We start from the raw sequence: 21,315 nt of genomic DNA on the forward strand, positions 1-21,315 counted from the left end.
CGCTCTATATCAGTCGCGGCGGAAACCTTCGCTGGCGGTCAGGAGCTGGCGCGTGTAGTCGGTGGAAAAGTCGCGGCTGCGCAACTGCTCTGTCGACAGGGTTTCCACCACTTTGCCGGACTTCATCACCACCAGCTTTTCGCACATGTGGCTGATCACCGAGAGGTCGTGGCTGACCATGACAAAGGTGAGGCCGCGATCCTTGCGCACCTGTTCGAGCAGGTTGAGGATCTCCGCCTGGATCGAGGCATCGAGTGCCGAGGTCGGCTCGTCGAGCAGCAGGATCTTCGGCTCGAGGATCAGCGCGCGGGCAATTGCGATGCGCTGGCGCTGACCGCCCGACAGCTGGTGCGAAAAGCGGAAGCGGAAGCCGCTGCCAAGGCCCACCTCGTCGAGGGCGCGGGCGATACGCACCTCCGCATCCGGAATCCCATGGATCGCGAGCGGTTCGAGCAGCAGCCGGTCGACGGTCTGGCGCGGATGCAGCGAGCCATAGGGATCCTGAAAGACCATCTGGACCGTGCGGTAGAATTCGCGGTCGCGCCGGCGGCCGCTGTAACTGCGGCCGCTCACAGTCAATGTGCCCTCATCGAACGGGTTCAGTCCGGCGACAGCGCGCAGAAGCGTCGACTTTCCCGACCCGGATTCGCCGACGATGCCGAAGGACTGGCCCGTCTCGACATCGAGACTGACGGTATCGAGCGCCCGAAAACCATCAAAGCGCACGATCATGTCACGGATGGACAGGGACAGTTTCATAGCTTCCACTCCGCCTGGCGCTCCAGCACCGGCAGCGGATGCCGGTCGGCCGCGATCTGCGGCAGGCAGTTGAGGAGACCTTGGGTATAGGGATGTTTGGCCTCGGACAGTTTCGATGCCTCGATCTCCTCGACCACCTTGCCGGCATACATCACCAGCACCCGGTCGCAGAAGGACGAGACGAGCCTGAGGTCGTGGCTGATGAAGATCAGCCCCATGCCACGCTCGGACACCAGCTTGTCGAGAATGGCCAGCACTTCGAGCTGTACCGTCACGTCGAGCGCCGATGTCGGCTCATCTGCGATCAGCAGTTCCGGACCGCAGACCAGCATCATCGCGATCATCACGCGCTGGCCCATGCCGCCCGAAACCTCGTGCGGATAGAGATTGAACACACGCTCCGGATCACGGATCTGCACCGCTTCCAGCATGGCAAGCGCACGCGCACGCCCCTCGCCTTTCGAGACCCGTTCATGGGTTCTAAGGGTTTCCATGATTTGCCGGCCGATCGGCATGACCGGATTGAGCGAGTATTTCGGATCCTGCAGGATCATTGCCAGGCGCTTGCCGCGCAGCGACCGCCGTTGCGAAGCCGGTGCCTTGAGCAAATCGATGTCGCCGAACGCCAGCCGATCCGCGGTGATCCGCGCATGGCCGGGTGTCAGCCCCATGATGGCGCGCCCGGTCTGCGACTTGCCGGAACCGGATTCGCCGACAATGCCGAGACGTTCCTTGCCGAGCGTGAAGTTGACGCCGCGCACCGCTTCGATCGTGCCGGTGCGGGTCGGGAAACTGACCCTCAGGTTTTCAACCGTCAGAAGTGGCGTCATTGGCCGGCCTCCTTCGGATCAAGCGCATCGCGCAACCCGTCGCCCAAAAGATTGAAGCCGAGCGAAACGATCAGGATGGCAAAGCCCGGCATGGCTGCGACCCACCACTGGTCGAGGATGAAGCGGCGACCCGAGGCGATCATCGCGCCCCATTCCGGCAGCGGTGGCTGGGCACCGAGGCCGAGAAAGCCGAGGCCGGCCGCCGTCAGGATGATACCCGCCATGTCGAGCGTCACGCGCACGATCAGCGACGACATGCAGAGCGGGATGATGTGGAACAGCACGATGCGCAGCGGCGACGCCCCCATCAGCTTGACCGCCGAGATGTAATCCGAATTGCGGAAGGTCATCGTTTCGGCGCGGGCGATGCGGGCATAAGGCGGCCAGGATGTGATCGCGATGGCAAGAACCGCATTCTCGATACCCGGACCGAGTGCCGCAACCAGCGCCAGCGCCAGAACCAGTTTCGGAAAGGCGAGGAAGATGTCGGTGACGCGCATCAGCACCGCATCGACCCAGCCGCCGGCATAGCCCGACACAGTGCCGACGATCAGCCCGATCGGGGCCGCGATGATCGCGACCAGCGCGATGACGAACAGGGTCAGGCGCGAGCCATGGATCAACCTTGAGAGGATGTCGCGCCCCTGGTCGTCGGTGCCGAGCAAGTAGCCTTCCGTTCCCGGCGGCAGGAGGCGCGCATTGCGCAGGTCACCCTGGATCGGCGAATGCGGCGCCAGCACGTCGGCGAAGGCGGCGACGAACAGCAGCGCGATCAGGATGGCCAGACCGAGCAGCGCCAGCCGGTTTTCGGAAAACCGCCGCCAGATCATGTAGAGGCGACCGCAACGGGCCTGCCAGCGTGACTGCGGCCGGTCGGAGAGCAGCCATTGGCGGAGACTCGGTTTTGCCGTGAGTTCGGATCCGGTCATCGGCTGCGCGTCCTCGGGTCAAGCATGCGGTAGAGAACGTCCGACAGCAGGTTGATCGCGATGAACACGGAACCGATGACAATCGTCCCGCCCAGCACTGCGTTCATGTCGGCATTCTGCAAGGAATTGGTGATGTAGAGGCCAAGCCCCGGCCAGGAGAAGATCGTCTCCGTCAGCACGGAGCCTTCGAGCAAGCCGGCATAGGACAGCGCGATTACGGTGATCAGCGGCACCGCCGCATTGCGTAGCGCATGGAACCAGATGATCCGCGTTTCAGACAGGCCCTTGGCCCGCGCCGCGACGATATATTCCTGCGAAAGCTCGTTCAGCATGAAGGAGCGCGTCATGCGGCTGATATAGGCGAGCGAGAAATAGCCAAGCAAGGCGCCCGGCAGGATGATGTGGCGGAACAGGTCCCAGAGCACGTCCCACTGCTGCTGCATGGCGGCATCCAGCAGGAAGAAGCCGGTAACAGGGGTAAAGCTGTATTCGTAGACGATGTCGACGCGTCCCGGATAGGCCACCCAGTTGAGCTTGGCATAAAAGAACAAAAGCGCCAGCAGGCCGAGCCAGAAGATCGGCACTGAATAACCGATCAGCCCGATCACCCGGACGATCTGGTCGGCGATCGAGCCGCGCTTGACGGCAGCCAGGATGCCGAGCGGCACGCCGAACAGGACGCCGATGATCGTCCCAACCGTGGCCAGTTCCATGGTCGCTGGAAACACCCGGGCGATATCGGTCAGCACCGGATTGGTGGTCAGAACCGACGTGCCGAAATCGCCGCTGAGCACCTGGCGAATGTAGATGAAGAACTGCTCGTAGAGCGGCAGGTTCAGGCCGAGTTCCTCGCGCACGCGCTCGACGACATGCGCCGGCGCACGGTCGCCAACAATGGCGAGCGCGGGATCGATCGGCACGACACGACCGATGAAAAAGGTCACGGCCAGGAGGCCGAGATACGTCGTCAACACTGTCAGAATGAACTTCAACAGCGAGATGGCAAGCGCCGAGGCGCGCGCGCTACTGCGCCGCGCCTCGGTCCGATTGGAGACATCCGTCAAGGGGATCAGTCCTTGGAGACGGTATAGACGAAGTTGGTGTCGAAGCTCGGTCCGAGCTTGTAATCCTTCACCTTGTCCGAATAGCCGGCGATTTCGGTCTGCTGGAAGATCATAACGAACGGGCCGGTCGCAAGCACCTGCCTCTGCAGGTCCTCATAGATCGCCGCACGCTTTGCCGTGTCCTTTTCGAGTAAGGCGGCCTGGGTCTTGGCCGAAAGCTCCGTCGGGTCCCAGGCATTACGCCATGCGAGCGTCTTGTTCTTGCCCTCGTCGGAATTGTCCGGGTTGAAGGTAAACGTCTCGGCATTCGAGTTCGGGTCGAAATAGTCCGAACCCCACTGGCCGATATAGATGTCGTGCTGGCGGGCACGGAACTTGGTCAGCGTCTGCTTTCCGTCACCCGGAATGATTTCCAGCTTGATGCCGGCCTGAGCCAGTGTCTGCTGGACGTTTTCGGCAATGCCGGTGACCGGCTGGGTATTGCGCACGTCCATGGTGACGGTGAAGCCGTCCGCAAGACCGGCCTTGGCCAACAGTTCCTTGGCCTTAGCCACGTCGAGCTTGTAGGGCTTGTCCTCAAGCGCACCGAGCTGGCCGGACGGCAGGAAGGTCTGGTGGATCGAGCCGATGCCCTTGATCAGGGTTTCGCCAAGCGCATCATAGTCGACCAGATACTTGAAGGCTTCGATGACTTCCGGCTTGGCCAGGTTCGGGTTCTTCTGGTTGAGGCTGAAATAGTAGAGCGTGCCCTTCGGCGCGGACGTCGTGGCAATGCCTTCCTTCTTCGCAACGGCCTCGAAATCGCCCGGCTCGAGGTTGCGTGCAACGTCGATATCGCCGTTTTCAAGCGCCAGGCGCTGTCCAGCGCTTTCCTTCATGTAGCGATAGATGACGCGGGCAAGCTTTGCCTTTTCGCCATAGAAGTTGTCGTTGCGCTCGAGCACGACCACTTCGTTGGCGCGCCATTCGCGGATCTTGAAAGGACCCGAGCCGGCATAGCCGGTCTTCAGGAATTCGTTGCCGAAATCGGTGTCATACTTGTACTCAGCCGTCGGCGTCATCGCCTTGGCCTTCTCGGTGACCAGCACCTTATCGACAACCGAGGCAACCGTGGAGGTCAAAACGTTGAGCACGAAGCTCGGCGCATAGGCCTTGTCGACGGTCAGAACGAATGTCATGTCGTCGGTGGCTTTTGCCTTTTCGGTGACATTGTCGCCGGTCAGGCCGAACTGGGTGAGCAGGAAGGCCGGCGACTTGTCGAGCTTGACGGCGCGCTCGAACGAGTAGGCCACGTCGGCCGCCGTGATCGGATTGCCAGAGGCAAATTTCAGGCCCGACTTGAGCTTGAACGTATAGGTCAGGCCGTCATCCGAAATGGTCCAGCTCTCGGCGAGGTCGCCGATTACCTTCGACGTGTCGGCCGGATCGAGCGCGACCAGCTTGTTGTAGGTGTTGGCCGTCACTTCGGCCGTCGAGATTTCGAAGGCTTCGCCCGGATCGAGCGTAATGATGTCATCGATCGCCCAGGCCAGAACCAGCGTATCGGCCGGCGTCGCGGCATAGGCCTGCGGCGCACCCGCCAGGATCAGCGCGAGCGCCGCGCTGGTCGTCATCAACTTCAAGCGCTTGTTGAATGAATTCATCATCCTATTATTCCCCTTCTTGGTTGTTGGTGGATAACGATCGTATGGCTCGGCACTATTCGTGCCAGGCCGATGCGAGTACTCTCAGCCAGTTTTCCCGGCAGATCTTGTCCAGGTCTTCGCCACCGTATCCAGCAGCCTTCAGCGCTTCAACCAGCTTTTGATTGCCCGCCGCATCGGCGATCTCGGCGGGGATGGTCGCACCGTCGAAATCAGAGCCGATGGCCACGCAATCGATGCCCATGCGCTCGACCAGATAGTCGATATGCTGGACCATGGCCGATACCGGCGTGTCGGCGCTGTCGCGAGCGTCCGGCCGCAGCATGGTGACGGCATAGTTCAGGCCGACCAGACCCCGGCTTTCCTTGATCGCATCCAGCTGCTTGTCGGTCAGGTTGCGGGCAACCGGCGTCAGCGCGTGCACATTGGAATGGCTGGCAATCAGCGGCTGGTCGGTGATCTTGGCGACATCCCAGAAGCCTTTTTCGGTAATGTGCGCCAGATCGATCAGAATGCCCAGTTCATTGCAGCGCTTGACCAGCGCCACGCCGGCATCCGTCAGACCGGGGCCGGTATCGGGCGACATCGGATAGGCGAACGGCACGCCATGGCCGAAGATATTGTTACGGCTCCACACCGGGCCCAGCGAACGCAGGCCCGATGCGTGGAAGGTTTCCAGCACGTCGAGATCCTTGTCGATCGCTTCGCAGCCTTCCATGTGGAGGACGGCGGCAAACACGCCTTCTGCCATGGCCTTGCGGATATCGGCGGTCGAGCGGCAGAGCCTCCAGGCGCCGGCGCGGTCGAGACGCTGAGCGACCGATGCCATTTCGAGAGCGATGTCGAGCGACCGCGGCCGGTCCAGCGGCGGATCGAGCGGCGTGACATAGTGGCCAGCCGCGTCCGGCACCTGCAACGAGAAGTCATGCGGCGACGGAATGTAGATGGCGCAGAGGCCGCCAGCCAGTCCGCCAGCCTTGGCGCGCGGCCCGTCGATATGGCCGGCCGTCGTGCCCTGGGTGAATTCAACGACCGGATCTGTCCCGTCCTTGCGGCTGCGCCACAGGCGAAGCAACACGTCGTTATGGCCGTCGAAGATCAAGTCCATGAAAATGAATTCCGCTTTTCAGTCAAACAGGAGGAGAAGCGCGGTCCCCGTGATCGGGGGCTGGCAGAGTTAAGTCACGGTAGAACCGTGTATTCAGATGGTAGGACCAAATCCCCTCGATATTCAAGGGTGAAAAAATTTTACCCCAACTGAAACTATTCGAGCTTCGGAAGGTGGCCGAGCCAATCGGTCGCCTGCTCGTAAAGCGCCGCCAGCGACAGCACCTCGCCATCGCAACGCGGCCGGCCGATCAGCTGGAATCCGGTCGGCAGGCCATGCGCATTGAAGCCGGCCGGCAGTGCCGCCACCGGCAGACCGGCCATGCTCGGCCCGATCACAACCTCCATCCAGCGATGATAGGTATCCATGTGCCGACCGGCAATCGTTCGCGGCCAGGGGATATCAGCATCGAAGGGAAAGACCTGGGCAGCGGGTGCGATCAGGTAGTCGTAGCGGTCGAAAAGCTTGAGCATCGCCTGGTACCAGGCCGTGCGCAGCGCCGAGGCATCGTAGACTTCGCTCGCCGTCACCTTCAGCCCCAGTCGCACTTCATGCAGGATTTCCGGCTTGAGCGAACCGCGCTTGCCGGGATCCTCATAGAAATCCCGCATGCTGCCGGCGGTCAGGAAACTGCGCAGCGTCGTCCACGCCCACCACAGCCGCTCCATGTCGAAATCGGGCATGGCCTTTTCGACCACGAAGCCGAGCCCGTCGAACACCTTCAAGGCCCTTTCGGACAAAGCCAGCACACCCGGCTCGAATGGCAGATAGCCGTTATAGTCACCCAGCCAGCCGATCCGCCCGCCCGATTTGGCGACGGCTGCATCGAGCAAGATCGGCGCGCTGTCATGAGACGACGGATCACGCCGATCATAACCGGACTGGGTGTTCAGCAGCGCCACCACGTCGGCAACGGAGCGCCCCATCGGCCCGGTGGTCGCAAGCTGGTTGAGATAGGCGTCGCGGCCCGGCAGCGACGGCACCCGGCCGAAACTGGGGCGAAACCCGACGACATTGTTGAAGGCGGCCGGATTGCGCAGCGAGCCCATCATGTCGCTGCCATCGGCGACCGGCACGAGCCGCGCCGCCAGCGCCGCCCCTGCCCCGCCGCTCGATCCGCCGGCCGAGCGGCTGAGATCGTGAGGGTTGCGGGTCGTGCCGAAAACCGGGTTGTAGCTATGCGAACCGAAGCCCCCTTCCGGCGTATTGGTCTTGCCGATGATGATCGCGCCGGCGGCCCGTATCCGCTCCACCTGTATCTCGTCGAAATCGGGAATGAAGTTGCGAAACAGCGGCGAACCATAGGTGCAGGGAATGCCCTTCACCTCGGAGAGATCCTTGATCGCGATCGGTAATCCGTGCATCCAGCCGAGACTGCGACCGGCCTCGCGCTCACGGTCCGCCGCCTTCGCCTCGGCCAGAAGCTGATCCGCCGGCCGCAGGCTGACGATCGCATTGATCTTCGGGTTCAGCGCCTCGATGCGCCGGAGAAACGCCTGCATCACGGCCTCTGCCGTGAGCGCGCCGGACTGGATTGCGGCAGAAAGTGCTGTTGCGCTGAGGGCGGTCGGATCGGTCAAGGCGGGCTCCCGAATGGCTGCGTTGCGGTTTGCCCGATCAGGATCGGGGTGCAACGGTGCATGTGGCACCGACGATGGAGCGCTGCCGCAAACCCGTCAAGCCGATGGTCCACGCGCAAATCACAGCCCTGCCATGCAGCTTGCGAAAATCTTGTCGAAGCCGCGAAATAAAAATGGTCAAACGACCAATTTAGAGGCAACATGCCGTTAATCAGGCTGATCCGGACACGCCGAACGGGTCAGCTCAAACAAACGGGAACATCGGCGAGACAGGTTTACATGCGGGTTTTCGGCGCTCTGCCTTGCGCCGCCGCAATGAGTGGAGGCTTTCGAAGACGGCGACCGGGATGGCACGCGAATTGCGTGACGAAAGTTGCAAGAAGCAGTTGCTGATCCGCTTTGGCAGGTTGCGGCTGCTGTGTGAACCACTCCACGCATAAACCCAACATAAAAAACGGGGGCACTGCTTGAGTTCCATATCACAGAAGGCAGCCATTGAGATCCGCGGCGTCAGCCGTGTTTATGGATCGGGCGGAGGCAAGGTGACCGCATTGGACGGCATCAACCTGAGGATCCGTGAAAACGAATTTTTCACCCTGCTCGGACCATCCGGCTGCGGCAAGACCACGCTCCTGCGCCTGATTGCCGGCTTCGATTTTCCGACCACCGGCGAGATCCTGCTGCACGGCGAGGACATCGCACCGCTTCCGCCGTTCAAGCGGCCGGTCAACACGGTGTTCCAGAGCTACGCGCTCTTCCCGCACATGACCGTCGCCGAAAACATCTGCTTCGGCCTGAAGATGCTCGGCAAGCCGGCTGCCGAGGTCAAGGCGCGCGTCGACGAAATGCTCGAACTGGTCCATATGGTCCCGATGCGCGATCGCCAGGTGAGCCAGATCTCCGGTGGCCAGCAGCAGCGCGTGGCGCTTGCCCGCGCGCTTGCCCCGAAGCCGAAGGTCCTGCTGCTCGATGAGCCGCTGTCGGCCCTCGACTACAAGCTGCGCAAGGAAATGCAGATCGAGCTGAAGCGGGTGCAGGCTGAAACCGGCATCACCTTCATCTTCGTCACCCATGACCAGGAAGAAGCCCTGACCATGTCCGACCGCATCGCGGTCATGTCGATGGGAAGCCTGCGCCAGGTCGGTTCGCCCTGGGACATCTATGACCGCCCGGCCGAACGTTTCGTCGCCGATTTCATCGGCGAAACGAACTTCCTCGAGGCCGACGTGCTGTCGGTCGAAGGTGACCGTGCCATGGTCCGGCTCGCGTCGGGAACGGAAATTGCAGCGACCTTCCCGGATCAGACCACGCCTTCGGGCAAGGTCACCGTGGTCATCCGCCCGGAACATGCCCGCATTGCCGGTCCCGATGCCGCCTCCGTCCTGTCGGGCACTGTCGAGACCGTCGTCTATCTCGGAACGGATACGCATATTCACATTCGGCTGGGCGACGGCGCCCCGTTCATGATCCGCCAGCAGAATGCCCGCAGCGGTCATTGCGGCATCACCGAAGGCGACACGGTAGGCATCGAGCTCAGCGACGATGTCGCGCAGATCCTGAGGGATTGACGATGAGCGCGATGAAAACGGCCCCAGAAAATGCCAGATCGCGCGACATCAAGAACCGCTGGCTGCTGAGCCTGCCCGCGCTTCTCATCATCTTCATCGCCGCCGCCGGACCGCTTCTCGTCATGCTGCTGTATTCGTTCATGGCGAAGGGCGACTATGGCGACGTGAAGTTCGGCGAATTCTCGTCGGAGGGCTGGTTCTCGGTCTTCTTCCAGCGCGACATGTTCGACGACACGTTCGGCCTGGCCACGGCCCATCTGTCGATCATCTGGCGTTCGATCCAGCTATCGTTCTTCACCACGCTACTGACCGTGATCCTCGGCTTTCCGACCGCCTATTTCATTGCGACAAGGCCGCCAAGCTCGCGCGAGATCTGGGTCTTCCTGGTGACGATCCCGTTCTGGACCAATCTCTTGATCCGCACTTTTGCCATGCAGCAGGTGATCCGCAACGAGGGACTGCTGAACAACGCGCTGATCTGGCTCGGGGTGATCAGCAGCCCGCTGCAGATCATGTATACCGACACGGCCAACCTGCTCGGCATGACCTATGTCTATCTGCCGCTGATGGTCCTGCCGCTCTATGCCTCGATCGAGAAACTCGACTTCAGGCTGGTGGAGGCGGGATATGATCTCTATGCCAACCGCTTCCAGGTGTTGAGGCGCATCGTCATCCCACTGGTCATGCCCGGCATCATCGCCGGCTCGATCCTGGTTTTTATTCCCTCGCTCGGCGCCTATGTCATTCCGCGCGTGCTCGGGGGCGGCAAGAACATGATGCTCGGCAACCTGATCGAGATGCAGTTCGGCTCGGGTCGCAACTGGCCACTGGGGGCCGCCATGTCGATCACGCTGATGGCGCTGGTGATGATCGCCCTGATTTTCTATGTGCGCAACGCTTCACGCTCGGGAGCAGGCCATGTTTAAGCCCCGCTTCGATATCCGCGCCCAGCCCGGCTTCGGCTTCATCGCCCTCTTCACCTTCTTCGCGCTCTATCTGCCGATCGGCGCGCTCGTCGCCTATTCCTTCAACGGTGCGGAATCCCTGTCCCACTGGGACGGGTTCTCGCTGCGCTGGTTTGAAGCCGCCTGGCAGAACTCTGCCGTGCAGGATGCCGCCATCCGGTCGCTGATCATCGCGGTCTGGGCCGCGACGCTTGCGACGATGGCCGCCACCATGGCAGCGCTTGCCACCACCCGGACCGAGCCTTATCGCGGCCTGACCTTCAAATATGCGCTGATCAATCAACCGATCATGGTTCCGGAAATCGTCACGGCCGTGGCGCTGTTGATCGTCTTCTCCCGGATCAAGGTCTGGACCGGCTATTCCGGCCTCGGCTACCTGATCGCAGCGCATACCGCGTTTTGCATTCCATTCGCCTATCTGCCGATAAGGGCGCGGCTGGAGAGCATGGACCTGACGCTGGAGCGGGCAGCCGCAGACCTCTACGCCACCCCCTGGATGGCGTTCCGCCATGTGACCTTCCCGCTGCTGCGCCCCGCCCTGATCGCCGGTTTCATGCTGGCCTTCGTCATTTCGCTCGATGACGTCGTCATCACTGAATTTGTCAAATCCGGCGGGCAGGACACCCTGCCGACTTACATGCTGGGTCAGCTGCGGCGCGAGACCACGCCCGAAATCAACGCGATTGCCACGGTCTTCCTGGCGCTGTCGACAGCGCTTGTGATCATCGTCTTCATCGTCAACAGGCGAAAGCAACAGTAATTCGACGTCATAACAACAGAGAGGAACGAAGAATGACAATGAAATGGATGACGACAACCGCAACAGCGCTGATCGCGACGCTTGCCTTCGCCGGTGCGGCTTCTGCTGCCGGCGAACTCAACATCTACAACTGGGGTGACTATACCAGCCCCGAATTGATCAAGAAGTTCGAACAGCAATTCGACGTCAAGGTGACGGTCACCGACTACGATTCCAACGATACGGCGCTGGCCAAGGTACGCGCCGGCGGCCACGGCTTCGACATCGTCGTGCCCTCGGCGAACTACGTGCCGATCTGGGTCAAGGAAGGCCTGCTTGTCGAAGCGCGTCCCGACCAGATGGAAAACTTCAAGAATGTCGATCCGCGCTGGATCGACGTCGCCTGGGACCCGGGCCGTCACTACACTGTTCCGTGGCAGTGGGGCCTGACCGGCATCGGCGTCAACACCTCGGTCTATAAGGGTGACATCAACACCTCGGCAATCTTCCTCGATCCGCCGGCGGAACTGGCCGGCAAGATCAATGTCGCACCGGAAATGAACGACGTGCTCTTCGCCACGATCAAGTACTTCGGCGGTGACTGGTGCACGATGGACAAGGACGTGCTGCGCAAGACGCGCGACAAGCTTGTCGAAGCAAAAGCGAAGTGGCTGGCCATGGACTACAGCGTCACCGAGAAGCTACCCGCCGGCGACTATTCGGCCGTCTACTACTGGAACGGCGCCATCATGCGCTCGCGCGCCAAGAACGCCGACATCAAGTTCGGCTACCCGAAGGAGGGCTTCCCCTTCTTCATGGACAGCGTTGCCATCCTGAAGGATGCAAAAAACCCGGAAAATGCCAAGCTGTTCATGAACTTCATCATGGATCCGGAAAATGCCGCGATGATTTCCGCCTTCGCGAAATACGCCAACGGCATCAAGGGCTCGGAGAAATTCCTGCCGGCTGACATGCAGACGGCACCGGAACTGGTGGTCCCAACTGAATTCGAAGCAGCAGGCGAGTTCCTCATCGCTTGCGACCCGGAAGTCCAGCAACTCTACTCCAAGATCTGGACCGAAGTGCAGAAGTAAGCCGGTCCGACACTCAACTGACGACAATGACCAGCGGGAGCGCCGCACGGCGCTCCCGTCTGGAGGAGCATTTCCATGACCACCGATTTTGCCAGGGCGCACGGCTTTGAACGCAGCGCCGTGTCCCTTGCCAACTGGCGCACGGCCCCGTTCAGCCGCTGGAGCTTTGCCCATGCGGCCGAAGTGGTGCCGAGTGCAGCAATCCACGCCGCAGCCGAGCAGCCGGAAACGGCATTGCACCAGTCACCTTTGCTCGACCGTCCGATGGACACCGGCCTCGCCGGCCATGGCACGGCCCGCGACTTTCTCGCCTATGCCCACACGGATGCCTTCGTCATGATGCGCAGCGGACAGGTGATTGCCGAGCACTATGCGCCGCATGCCGAGGTCAACCAGCCGCATATCGTCTTTTCGGTGAGCAAGTCGCTGACCGCGCTCTTGATGGCAAACCTTGAAGCCGATGGACTGATCGATCCGGACAAGCCGGTGACCAGCCTTCTGCCCGAAGCGGAGGGCTCCGCCTATGGCGACTGCACGATCCGCGACGTGCTCGACATGCGCGTCAGCCTGGCATTCGACGAAGCCTATCTCAACACCGATGGCGCCTATGCCCGCTATCGCCGCGCGACGCTGTGGAACCCCGCCGATCCGGAAACGCCGACCGAGACGCTGCTTGCCTTTCTGCTCACCCTGAAAAAGGCGGATCATGCCCATGGCGGCGCGCATTTCTACGCATCGCCGAATTCCGACCTGCTCGGCATCCTGGTCGAGCGCGCCACCGGCAAGCGTTATGCCGAGGTTTTTTCCGAGCGCCTGTGGAAACCGCTCGGCGCGAAGAACCACGCCAGCGTGACCGTGGATACCGAAGGTTCGGCCCGCGCAGCCGGCGGTGTCTCGGTGACCGCACGCGATCTCGCCCGCGTCGGCGAAATGGTGCGCAACAATGGTCTGGTCGATGGCCAGCAGGTGGTGCCGCAAGCCTGGGTCGCCGACATGCTGCAAGCCGGGGACCATCAATCCTGGGTGGACGGCAAGCCCAACCTTTTGCCGAACGGACGCTACCGAAGCCAGTGGTACCAGAGTGGCGAGGCGGATGGCGCCTTCTGCGCCATCGGTATCCATGGCCAGTGGCTCTATGTCGATCCGTCCACCGAGACAGTGATCGTCAAGCTCTCGTCCCAGCCCAACCCGCTGGATGACGAGTTGAAGCAGGACAATTTCGCCTTTTTCCGCGCCCTCAGCGGCCTGAACGCCTGAGAAACGCCTGACCCGAATTATTGACAACCGGAATGACCGCCATGTCCCAGACCGCCGACCTGATCATCACCAATGCCCGCGTGCTGACGATGGACCCAGCCAAACCGCGCGCTGAAGCGATTGCACTTCTCGGAAACCGGATCCTGGCGGTCGGTTCCGCACCCGAGATCGACGCACTTGCCGATGCAGCAACCCGCGTCATCGATGCCAATGGCGCAACGGTCCTGCCCGGCTTCAACGAAGCGCATATGCATATTTTCCCGGGCTCCGTGTCGCTGCGCCAACTCAACCTGCACGGCATCCAGGGTATCGACCAGATGAAGACCGCAATCCTTGACTATGCGGCCGCCAATCCCGATGAACCGCTGCTGATGGGCTTTTCCGCCGACTATTCGATCATCGGCCTCGGTGAACCGGTAACCCGCCAGCATCTCGACTCCATCCTGCCCGACCGCCCCTTCATGATGTTCGCACCCGACCACCATACGGCATGGGCCAACACCAAGGCTCTGCAGCAGGCAGGCCTTCTGTACGGCAAGGATGTCGGCATCGGCAACGAAGTTGTCATGGGGGCCGACGGCCTGGCCAGCGGCGAATTGCGAGAAGGCAATGCCTTCGGCCCGGTCGCGGCACTCGCCTCGACCGGTGGCCGCGAGGAACTGGGCATGGTCACCGGCATGGACCCGGAAACAGTGACCCCGGAGCAATACGCACTCGACCGGTCAATCCTCAAGGCGGGGCTGAACTACTGCGCATCCTGGGGCGTCACCTCGATCCAGAATTTCGATGGCAATCACTACCAGTTGCGCCTGATGCGCGATCTGGAACAGGCCGGCGAGTTGCCCTGCCGGATCCGCATCCCCTTCCACATGAAAAACTTCATGGACCTTGGCGAACTCGACAAGGCCGCCGAATGGAAGAAGGAATTCGCCACCGACATGGTGCGCGGCGACTTCGTCAAGGTGTTCATGGATGGCGTGCTCGACAGCCAGACCGCCTATATGCTCGGCGGCTATGGCGATCGCCCCGACTATGACTACGAACCACTGTTCTCCCCACACGCCTTCAACGCGATTGCCACAAGGGCCGATGCCCTCGGCCTACAGGTCGCCGTGCATGCCATTGGCAGCGCCGCCATCCGCCAGACCCTCGACGGCTACGAGGCCGCGCTCGCGGCAAATGGCAAACAGGACAACCGCCACCGCATCGAGCATATCGAGATCATTCACCCGGACGACATTCCGCGCTTTGCCACCCTTGGCATCGTCGCCTCGATGCAGCCGGTGCACTATCCGGGCGGCACCTGCTTCCCGGCAGAACCCACCACCGCAAAGATCGGCGAAGACCGTTGGCAATATGCCTATGCCTGGCGGACGATGAAGGAGGTAGGCGCCCCGGTCGTCTTTGCCTCCGACTGGCCGGTCTCGCCGGTTTCGCCCTTCCAGTGCATCCAGGATGCCCTGACCCGCAAACCCTGGAAGGACGGCTTGCCCGACCAGCGCTTCTCGCTCGAGGAATCGCTTGAGGCCTATACGGCGATCGGCGCCTGGGTCGAATTCATGGAAGACCGAAAGGGCAGGCTGAAACCCGGCTTTCTCGCCGATGTCGTGGTCCTGTCGACCGATATCGAAACCGTCGCACCCAACGAGATCATGGCAAAAGTCCGCGCCGCGATCACCATCTGCGATGGACGGATCACCTATCAAGCCTGATTGAGCGCAGCGAGCGAAAGTAACAGCATCATGAGCATCCCTGCCGATATCATCATTCACAATGCACGCGTCCTGACCATGGACGACGCCATGCCGAAGGCGCAGGCGATTGCCCTCGCCGGAAACCGCATTCTGGCCGTGGGCACCGATGCCGAGATCATGACCCATTGCGCGCCCGCCACCCGGATGATCGATGCTGGTGGCGCATCGGTCCTGCCCGGCTTCAACGAAGCGCATATGCACATTTTCGGCGGCTCGGTCGGCCTCAGCCAGCTGTCGCTGATGGGCGTTAAGGGTTTTGATGCGCTTAAGGATGCCATTCGCGCCTATGCCGAGCAAAATCCCGACAAGCCCCTGCTTGAAGGACTTTATGCCGACTATACGATCCTGTCGGAGGACGAGCGCGTCACCCGCCACCATCTCGATGCGATCATCCCCGATCGGCCCTTCGTGATGATGGCGCCGGATCGCCACACCGCCTGGGCCAACACCGCTGCGCTGAAAAAGGCCGGCATCCTGGAGGGCCGCGACGTCGGCATCGGCAACGAGATCGTGATGGGGCCCGACGGACTTGCCGCCGGCGAATTGCGCGAGACCAATGCTTTCAGCCCCGTGATGGCACTCAGTGAAACCGGCGGACGCGAAATGCTCGGCAGCGCGACCGGCGGCGACCCGGCGCATGTAACGCCGGAGGAGCGGGCAACGGACATCGCGGTTCTGAAAAAGGGCCTCGCCTATTGCGCATCGCAAGGCATTACCTCGATCCAGAACATGGACGGCAGCCTCTACCAGCTGGAAATGCTGCAGGAGATCGAGGATACCGAGGGCCTTCCGGTCCGCGTCCGCATGCCCTACCACATGAAGAACTTCATGCCACTCAGCGATCTGGCTGACAAGGCAGCGCTCTGGCGCGCACGCTTCAACTCAGACAAGCTGCGCTGCAACTTCGTCAAGATGTTTATGGATGGCGTGACCGAAGGCGAGACGGCGGTCTTTGTCGACGATTACAGCCACAAGCCCGGCTGGAAGGGAGAACCACTGTTTTCAGCCGAACACTTCAACGCCATTGCCGTCGAAGCTGACCGGCTCGGCCTGCCGGTCACCGTGCATGCCATCGGTGACGGCGCGGTACGCATGGTGCTCGACGGCTACGAGGCGGCGATCAACGCCAATGGCCGGCGCGACAGCCGCAACCGGGTCGAACATATCGAGGTGGTGCATCCCGACGACGTGCCACGCTTCGCGAAACTCGGCACCGTCGCCTCGATGCAACCGACCCATCCACCCGGCTCGGCCGGCCTGCCGTTGGAACCTTACCTGACCTATATCGGTGAGGATCGCTGGCAATATGCCTTCGCCTGGAAGCTTCTGGTCGATGCCGGCGCGACCATCGTCTTTGCCACCGACTGGCCGGTTTCGCCGCTCCCGCCGCTCAGTTGCATCACCGACGCGATGATCCGTGCACCCTGGCGTGACGACATGCCGGATCACCGGCTGACTTTGGCCCAGACGCTTGCCGCCTATACGCGCACCAGCGCCTGGGTGGAGTTTATGGAAGACCGGAAAGGCCTGCTGAAAGCCGGCTATTATGCCGACATTGTCATGCTGTCAGGTGATATCGAAATGCGACCCGTTGCCGAGATAGTCAATCTCACTCCGGTTGTTACCATCTGCGACGGCCGCATCACCTACGAGGCACGATAGGACACTCATGAGCAGCAGGCCGCCGGACGAGGACGAGACCGCAACCAAACTGCCGCGCGGCGACGAAAGCCAGCGCGGCCGGCCGGCTGGCGCGACCCGCAAGGGCCTTGAGACGCGTGCGCGGATCATCAAGGGCGCAATGGATGCCCTGGAGGACGGCGGCATGGGCGCGCTCACCACCCGTCGCATCGCAGAAAGCGCCGGCGTCAAGCTCGCCACCTTGCACTATTATTTCGACAGCAAGGAAAGCCTGCTGCTGGCCGTGCTCGAAGACCTGATTGCCGACATGGACAATGCCTATCAGCGGGATGAACCCTTGCCGGAAAATCCCGAAGACCGGGTCGAGGCGCTGATCCGCGCCAGCTGGCGCTACATCCAGCACACGCGCTCCAAGCAGATCGCCCAGACGGAACTGACCCTCTATGCGCTTAGGACAAAAGGCTCCGAATGGCTCGCGGCGCGCCAGTACAATGCCTATATCGATTTTTACGGCCATCTTGTCTTTGCCGACAACGACCAGCTCACCGGCGAGCGCTGGCGCATCGGCCGTGCCGTCGCCCGCCAGATCCTGATCGGTATCGATGGCATCATCCTGCAGAGCTACGCCCTGCAGGATCAGTCTGCCTCCAATGACGATGTCGAGGCGTTGATCATCGCCATGCGCGGCTACCTGCGCCGCATGATGGCCGACAGCAGCATGGCTGGAGAAGGCTAGGAAAGCCTCCACAAGCGCTTCGCATTGTCGGCAAACAACGCCTGCCTGTCCTCGAGACTGACGCCGGACAACAGCGCCTGCGTCGTTGCGACCCAGGTGGAAAGCCCGCCGCCCAGCGTGCACACCGGCCAATCCGAACCCCAGACCGCGCGATCGAAACCGAAGGCTGCGATGACATGCTCGAAATAGGGCTTCATGTCATCGAGCGTCCAGTTTTCCAGATCGCCATAGGCCGGGATGCCTGAAATCTTGACGCGGACATTGTCACGCCTGGCGATCTCGCTAATGCCATCTTTCCAGACGTCATAGCCATTGCCCTTGATATCAGGAACCCCGCAATGATCGAGGATGAATGTCACGTCCGGAGCGAGATCGACCAGTGCCTTTGCCTTGTCGATCTGATGCGGCAACATGCAGAGGTCGAAGGTCAGTCCCGTGCCGGACAGGCGCTTGATGTTTTCACGAAACAGAGCGCCTTCGGAGACATCGTCAGGCACGACATGCAGCACGCGGCGGAAACCCTTGACGAAGCGATTGCCGCGCTGCTGCTCCAGATAGGCGGGGAAATCCTCCTCCTCCGGCCGGCAGGCGGCAATCACGCCCCGGATCATGTTGCCGGGCTTGTGCGAGATCGACTGTACCATCTCCGTCTCGGCTGCCATGTCGACGGCATCGACATCGACCTCCATGTGAAGCACCGCGCTGATGCCGAGTCGGCGGGCCTCGCGCGCATAACGCTCATAGGTAAAGTCCGCGTCGAGCGCCGGCACGTCCTTCAGCCACGGATAGCGCAACCAGTCGCGATAGATCAGATGCAGATGGGTATCGATGATCATGGGTGCCTCCTCCAAAGCGCCGACTGGCCACACGTAAACTGCCCACTGGTAAACGGCAAATTCCGCGGTGAACTACTCTTGGCTCGATATGCCGGCTCCGGCAAGATCAGAAAGCCGCTTTGCGGTGGCGAGCAGGAGCTGGATCGTGTTGGTGATATCCGGCGCACCGGGCGTGTTGATCAGGGTGATATAGGGCACCGTCAATGCGGCAATGGCCGTTCCATCGGCAATCACGATCGGTGCCGTCAGGTTGATGACGCCCGCGGTCTGGGCGCTTGGCATCATTTCGTAGCCACGCGCCACCACCTGGTTCAGCCGCGCCTCGAATGCCGGCGTCATGCGATCGCCTTCGCCGCCGCTGCCGACATGTTCGGACACCATCATCGCCCGCGCATCCTTGCTGCGAAAGGCAAGCAGGACGTGACCGGAACCGGTGTCGAACAAGCCGACTCGGGAGCCGATCCGGATGGAAATCCCCCAGTATCCGGGCGCTTCCTGCTGGGCAATGACCACCGGGTTGCCGCGGTCATAGACGACGAGATGGTTGGCCTGGCGTGACGTCTCGCCGAGTTCACGCATCAACGGCATGGCAAACGAGGCCAGCCGGCGCGTCGGCACATGCATCTGGGCAAGGCCGAACAACTTCAGCGTCAGTGCAAACCGATCACCGTCGAGCCGCGCCACGTAGCCACGGCGCACGAGGCGATCGAGCATGCGATAGAACTCGTTCGGACTGCGGTCCAGCCGCTTGGCGATCTCCGCCTGGGTCAAGCCGCCGTCGACACCCGCCAGCAGCTCGACGATATCGAGCCCCTTGTCGAGAGCGGGCGCCCGGTAGCGGTCTTGTTCATGCTCGGCCTCAGTCAACCCTGCCCCCTTGCAGCACTCTGCGTCTGCCATGCGATTCATGAATAGGTGCTTTGTCTGTGAATTAGGCTCGCATTGGCGATCGTTTTATGCAACCCATATGAACGCATATTGGGAGCGGCCCCGTGTTTTGCGCAGCACTGATCGAGCGGTGTGCAGGGCGGGGCGCAGGAGTGGTCGAAGGCTGGAGCCCGGAGGGGAGCGCGGGGCGGCAAGGGAGCCGCAGCTGCGTAAAATGGTTCGACCACAAGCGAGAGGACGCAAGGAAGATGAGACTACCCCTGCAGGACAAACGCGTTTTGATCACGGCCGCCGGCCAGGGCATCGGCCGCGCCAGCGCTCTGGCTTTCGCTGAGGCCGGCGCCAGTGTCGTTGCCACGGATATCAATGCCGACGCCCTGAAAAGCCTCGATGGCGAAAGGGGAATTGAGACCAGGGTTCTCGACGTGCTGAAGGATGACGCGGTGAACGCCGTCATCGCGGCCTCCGGCCCATTCGATATCCTGTTCAACTGCGCCGGTTTCGTCCATTCGGGTTCGGTGCTCGACATGGCCGACAAGGACCTCGACTTTGCCTTCGACCTCAATGTCCGCGCCATGATCCGCACCATCCGCGCCGTCTTGCCGTCTATGCTCGAGCGGGGCGGTGGCTCGATCATCAACATGGCCTCGGTCGCAAGCTCGATCAAGGGCGTGCCGAACCGCTGCGCCTATACCGTCACCAAGGCCGCCGTCATCGGCCTGACCAAATCCGTCGCCGCCGACTATGTCACGCAGGGCATCCGCTGCAACGCCATCTGCCCGGGCACGGTCGAGAGCCCGTCGCTGCAGGATCGCATGAAGGCACAGGGCAACTACGACGAAGCGCGCGCCGCCTTCATCGCCCGCCAGCCGATGGGCCGCCTCGGCACGCCGGAAGAAATCGCCGACCTGGCCGTCTATCTCGCCGGCGCCACCTATACTTCAGGCCAGGCCTATTCGATCGACGGCGGCTGGGGCATCTGACAAAAACCCGAATGATGTGGCAGGTTTTGCGACCGCGCGACAATAAAGCAGAGGGCGCCGCACGCGCTCCACTCAGCAGGAAAGGAACCCAGACAAATGAAACTCATGCGCGTCGGCCCACTCGGCCAGGAAAAGCCGGCCCTCCAGGACAAAAACGGCAAGATCCGCGATCTCTCCGGCCATGTCGCCGACATCGGCGGCAGCGCCATCTCGCCGGAAGGCCTCGCCAGGATCGCCGCCCTTGATCCGGCAAGCCTGCCGGAAATCAGTGCCGAGCGCATAGGCGCCTGTGTCGCCGGCACGGGAAAATTCATCTGCATCGGCCTCAACTATTCCGACCATGCCGCCGAGACCGGCGCGCAGGTTCCGCCTGAACCCGTGATCTTCATGAAGGCGACCTCCGCCATCTGCGGCCCGAACGACGACGTGCTGATCCCGCGCGGCTCTGAGAAGACCGACTGGGAAGTCGAACTCGGCGTCGTCATCAGCAAGACGGCGAAATATGTCTCGGAAGCCGAAGCCATGGACTATGTCGCCGGCTACTGCGTGTCCCACGACGTATCGGAACGCGCCTTCCAGACCGAGCGCGCCGGTCAGTGGACCAAGGGCAAGTCCTGCGACACCTTCGGCCCGATCGGCCCATGGCTGGTGACGAAGGACGAAATTGCCGATCCGCAGGCCCTCGGCATGTGGCTCAAGGTCAATGGCCAGACCATGCAGAACGGCTCGTCGAAGACCATGGTATACGGCGTCGCCCACCTGGTCTCCTATCTCAGCCAGTTCATGTCCCTGCATCCCGGCGACGTCATCTCGACCGGCACGCCCCCCGGCGTCGGTCTCGGCATGAAGCCGCAACGCTTCCTGAAAGCCGGCGATGTCGTCGAACTCGGCATCGAAGGTCTGGGCAGCCAGAAACAGACGTTCAAGGCAGATGTCTGACG

The 21,315-nt window shown here is 61.9% G+C and carries 19 protein-coding genes; 10 read left to right on the top strand and 9 right to left on the bottom strand.

The window, feature by feature from the left end; genetic code table 11:
- Positions 1-9: 9 nt before the first annotated feature.
- The 7 genes from IM739_RS18155 to IM739_RS18185 all read right to left on the bottom strand — a co-directional run bounded on the left by IM739_RS18155 (position 10) and on the right by IM739_RS18185 (position 7,913).
- Entirely contained in the window at positions 10-759 is a 750-nt protein-coding gene (locus IM739_RS18155) for an ABC transporter ATP-binding protein (protein ID WP_237369068.1), read from the bottom strand.
- Positions 756-1,589, bottom strand: a complete 834-nt coding sequence (locus tag IM739_RS18160; protein ID WP_237369069.1) for an ABC transporter ATP-binding protein — start codon at positions 1,587-1,589, stop codon at positions 756-758. Before IM739_RS18160 ends, IM739_RS18155 begins: the two co-directional genes overlap by 4 nt.
- Positions 1,586-2,518: an ABC transporter permease gene (locus IM739_RS18165; RefSeq protein WP_237369070.1), complete on the bottom strand. Its 933-nt coding sequence runs from the start codon at positions 2,516-2,518 to the stop codon at positions 1,586-1,588. Before IM739_RS18165 ends, IM739_RS18160 begins: the two co-directional genes overlap by 4 nt.
- A complete protein-coding gene (locus IM739_RS18170; RefSeq protein ID WP_442981067.1) occupies positions 2,515-3,582 on the bottom strand; it encodes an ABC transporter permease in 1,068 nt (355 codons plus the stop codon). The genes IM739_RS18165 and IM739_RS18170 overlap by 4 nt, the downstream gene beginning before the upstream one ends.
- A 5-nt stretch (positions 3,583-3,587) precedes the next feature.
- On the bottom strand, positions 3,588-5,228 hold the full coding sequence (locus IM739_RS18175; RefSeq protein WP_237369071.1) for an ABC transporter substrate-binding protein: 1,641 nt from the start codon (positions 5,226-5,228) through the stop codon (positions 3,588-3,590).
- A gap of 52 nt (positions 5,229-5,280) precedes the next feature.
- Positions 5,281-6,333 (bottom strand): dipeptidase, encoded by a 1,053-nt coding sequence (locus IM739_RS18180; RefSeq protein ID WP_237369072.1) that lies wholly within the window; start codon positions 6,331-6,333, stop codon positions 5,281-5,283.
- A gap of 155 nt (positions 6,334-6,488) precedes the next feature.
- On the bottom strand, positions 6,489-7,913 hold the full coding sequence (locus tag IM739_RS18185) for an amidase (protein WP_237369073.1): 1,425 nt from the start codon (positions 7,911-7,913) through the stop codon (positions 6,489-6,491).
- 467 nt (positions 7,914-8,380) lie between these two features.
- Between IM739_RS18185 and IM739_RS18190 the strand changes: the two genes are divergently transcribed.
- The 8 genes from IM739_RS18190 (at position 8,381) to IM739_RS18225 (ending at position 17,667) form a co-directional block, all read left to right on the top strand.
- The gene (locus IM739_RS18190) at positions 8,381-9,481 is read left to right on the top strand and encodes an ABC transporter ATP-binding protein (protein ID WP_237369074.1); all 1,101 of its coding nucleotides are present in this window, start codon (positions 8,381-8,383) and stop codon (positions 9,479-9,481) included.
- Positions 9,482-9,492: 11 nt separating this feature from the next.
- The gene (locus IM739_RS18195; RefSeq protein WP_237371109.1) at positions 9,493-10,407 is read left to right on the top strand and encodes an ABC transporter permease; all 915 of its coding nucleotides are present in this window, start codon (positions 9,493-9,495) and stop codon (positions 10,405-10,407) included.
- The gene (locus IM739_RS18200) at positions 10,400-11,206 is read left to right on the top strand and encodes an ABC transporter permease (protein ID WP_237369075.1); all 807 of its coding nucleotides are present in this window, start codon (positions 10,400-10,402) and stop codon (positions 11,204-11,206) included. The genes IM739_RS18195 and IM739_RS18200 overlap by 8 nt, the downstream gene beginning before the upstream one ends.
- A gap of 38 nt (positions 11,207-11,244) precedes the next feature.
- A complete protein-coding gene (locus tag IM739_RS18205) occupies positions 11,245-12,279 on the top strand; it encodes an ABC transporter substrate-binding protein (RefSeq protein ID WP_237371110.1) in 1,035 nt (344 codons plus the stop codon).
- 75 nt (positions 12,280-12,354) lie between these two features.
- A complete protein-coding gene (locus tag IM739_RS18210; RefSeq protein ID WP_237369076.1) occupies positions 12,355-13,536 on the top strand; it encodes a serine hydrolase domain-containing protein in 1,182 nt (393 codons plus the stop codon).
- Between the two features lie 41 nt (positions 13,537-13,577).
- A complete protein-coding gene (locus IM739_RS18215; protein ID WP_237369077.1) occupies positions 13,578-15,248 on the top strand; it encodes an amidohydrolase in 1,671 nt (556 codons plus the stop codon).
- Positions 15,249-15,278: 30 nt separating this feature from the next.
- Positions 15,279-16,952: an amidohydrolase gene (locus IM739_RS18220; protein ID WP_237369078.1), complete on the top strand. Its 1,674-nt coding sequence runs from the start codon at positions 15,279-15,281 to the stop codon at positions 16,950-16,952.
- 7 nt (positions 16,953-16,959) lie between these two features.
- A complete protein-coding gene (locus IM739_RS18225) occupies positions 16,960-17,667 on the top strand; it encodes a TetR/AcrR family transcriptional regulator (RefSeq protein WP_237369079.1) in 708 nt (235 codons plus the stop codon).
- Here IM739_RS18225 and IM739_RS18230 read toward each other — a convergent pair.
- Complete coding sequence (locus IM739_RS18230) at positions 17,664-18,503, bottom strand: amidohydrolase family protein (RefSeq protein ID WP_237369080.1); 840 nt, start codon at positions 18,501-18,503, stop codon at positions 17,664-17,666. The two genes, IM739_RS18225 and IM739_RS18230, sit on opposite strands and share 4 nt — an antisense overlap.
- 72 nt (positions 18,504-18,575) lie before the next feature.
- Positions 18,576-19,412, bottom strand: a complete 837-nt coding sequence (locus IM739_RS18235; RefSeq protein ID WP_442981068.1) for an IclR family transcriptional regulator — start codon at positions 19,410-19,412, stop codon at positions 18,576-18,578.
- Between the two features lie 227 nt (positions 19,413-19,639).
- Here IM739_RS18235 and IM739_RS18240 point away from each other — a divergent pair, with 227 nt between their 5' ends.
- Together IM739_RS18240 and IM739_RS18245 are read left to right on the top strand one after the other, a co-directional pair.
- Positions 19,640-20,374: an SDR family oxidoreductase gene (locus IM739_RS18240; protein WP_237369081.1), complete on the top strand. Its 735-nt coding sequence runs from the start codon at positions 19,640-19,642 to the stop codon at positions 20,372-20,374.
- Positions 20,375-20,470: 96 nt separating this feature from the next.
- Positions 20,471-21,313 carry a fumarylacetoacetate hydrolase family protein gene (locus IM739_RS18245; RefSeq protein WP_237369082.1) on the top strand — a complete coding sequence of 281 codons (843 nt, stop codon included), beginning with the start codon at positions 20,471-20,473 and terminating at the stop codon, positions 21,311-21,313.
- Positions 21,314-21,315 lie beyond the last annotated feature (2 nt).

Source organism: Rhizobium sp. SL42 (assembly GCF_021729845.1).
Classification (GTDB): Bacteria; Pseudomonadota; Alphaproteobacteria; order Rhizobiales; family Rhizobiaceae; genus Allorhizobium.